Annotated in this window: 2 protein-coding genes; both read left to right on the top strand. The window is 48.3% G+C overall.

What is annotated here, in order from left to right:
- Positions 1-443 precede the first annotated feature (443 nt).
- Positions 444-578: a hypothetical protein gene (locus J07HQW2_RS06755; protein ID WP_021054674.1), complete on the top strand. Its 135-nt coding sequence runs from the start codon at positions 444-446 to the stop codon at positions 576-578.
- A 391-nt stretch (positions 579-969) separates the two neighbouring features.
- Positions 970-2,238 (top strand): ABC transporter substrate-binding protein (locus tag J07HQW2_RS06750; protein WP_021054673.1); only part of this gene is annotated, 1,269 nt, incomplete at its 3' end.

Here is a 2,238-nt window from a genome sequence, read left to right as displayed (position 1 = left end):
AGTTTCCCGAGTTTCTTATAACTTTGAATTAACCGGGGATGAACTAATATACAGACTTATTATATTATACCGTGCTGTATAATTACTAAACTATCTGAACTATTAATACGGAAAAGTTGATTATGTGAGATCATCCGTCATATATCGGTAATAAGAAACCACGAATGAGACGCCCTCTCGCGATGATAACTGAGGAAAACCGCTGTGTGAGAGGCAACCAAAATCAGTCAATGAAAACTGCATACTGATTTGAGAAGACTCAGGAAAACTGCTGTGTGAGGGATGTATTCTCAAACAATTGTTTTAATTGACAACCCATCCTCTCGGCAACACAAAGAGGAACACTGAAAATAAATTTGATACTCTTGTCGAACCTTGCAGGCTGGATTCGTGCACGATGTGTAGTTGCGATCTCTACATCTAAGCGTGTATAGTAAATTTGGATGTCACAGCAGGAGACCTGCCTCGTGCAGGGTGTTCTCAATGAACCGCATATCAACGGTCGGCGTGTGCTAGTCTTGAGTATTGTTGAGCGAGTCGAAGAACCTCCGGCGGGAACGGGAGCAAATCATGGCTGACGTAGAGGACGAGATTACCCGACCCGAAGGCGTCATTCCGGGCTTCACCCCGCCGAGAGAGGAGTAGATGCAGTTGGCATTTTTTATTTACGCAAACCTCGAAGTATGCATTACTGACATTCTTCGAAAAGAGGGCTATCGGACCGAGTACCTCGATTATGTACTATTTCTTAGCATAAATTAAGATGAGTATAACCGATCCACGTCCAGTCATAGAGCAGTCGGATACGTCATTGGTGTGTGTTCAGCACATTCCAAACTCGATATATCTATACCACACACAACTCCAAGAAACAATTCACATATGTAAGAGCAATAGATCCAATTACCGGTCCGTTGATACATACTGACAACGGGCACTTTTATATTCACGACTGACAATTCACGAGATATGGCACGAGATATTGAACGCCGAGCATTCTTGGAACGCGCTGGAGCAGCCGGAGTATTGGGAACTGTTGGTCTCTCAGGCTGTGTCGGCGGTGGAGGTGAGAGTGGTGGCTCTGACTCAACGGCAACTGAAAGTGGTGGGACCACCGGAACGCCTTCCGGATCAAGCGGTCCAGAAGGCATTGTCGTGATTGGTTATCCAGAGAGTGGAATTCAACTCTTCCGTGATTATTATAGTCAATCCGATGGAAGTGAAGAAATCATCGTCCCAGACGGACTTCGCGATGGTGCAATGCCTGGACAGGTCGGTAATGATATGGCAAACGTAACTGGGACAGCTCCTGCTGCGGGTGGCCCAAATCAAGAAGCGTTCAATACGCTGTTCCAAGATACATATGACGAAAGCCCTGGAGTCTTTACTTCACAGTCATATGACTCAGTCGCCATTCAAATACTCGCCAATGCCGCCGCGGGTGAAAACGATGGAACAGCAATTCGTGATCAAATACGACGTGTCGCTAATCCCGAGGGAACGACAATTACTCCCGATAACCTCGTTGAGGGTGTCGAAGCCGCTGCAAACGGCGAAGACGTGAACTATCAGGGTGCCTCCTCAGCGACAAACTTCAACGAGGACGGCGACCCAGCATCCGCAGCATACGCCATTTGGGAATTTGCAGACGATGGAACCTCCCAAGTTAACGTACAGAACTTTGAAGGCGAAAATCCAGATGGCTCCGGTCCTGCAGCCGATAGCGGACCTGGCGGCACTGATCGTGAGGTATCTGTCGGGATTCTCCTTCCAGAGACAGGCGATCTCGCATCAGTCGGACAGCCGATGATTCAGGCTGCACAACTCCCAGCAATGCAGGTAAATGAGGCGAATCCTGCAGGCATCTCAGTCAGTGCACAAACTGAGGACACACAGACATCCCCAAGTGCTGGTGTCTCTGCTGGTGAGTCACTTATTAGTGCTGGTGTGCCGAGCGTCTGTGGAACGGCGTCCTCCGGTGTGAACGTTCCAACCTCACAGCAGGTATTCATTCCAAATGAGGTCGTCGGATGCTCTCCATCTTCGACAGCATTGTCTGTCTCAAATCTTGATGATGATGACTATATCTTCCGGACGGCACCGTCCGACTTCCTGCAAGGTCGTGTCATAGCACAAGTGATGGCTGAGCGACTTGAGGTAAGTTCTGTTTCAACACTGTTCGTGAACAATGATTATGGGCAGCAGCTCTCAGATCGCTTCACGAGCGTCTTCACTGAG

Source organism: Haloquadratum walsbyi J07HQW2 (assembly GCF_000415985.1).
GTDB classification, from domain to species: Archaea; Halobacteriota; Halobacteria; order Halobacteriales; family Haloferacaceae; genus Haloquadratum; species Haloquadratum walsbyi_B.
Note: the sequence above shows the minus strand (reverse complement) of the source record. Positions and strands in the feature narration are given on the sequence as shown.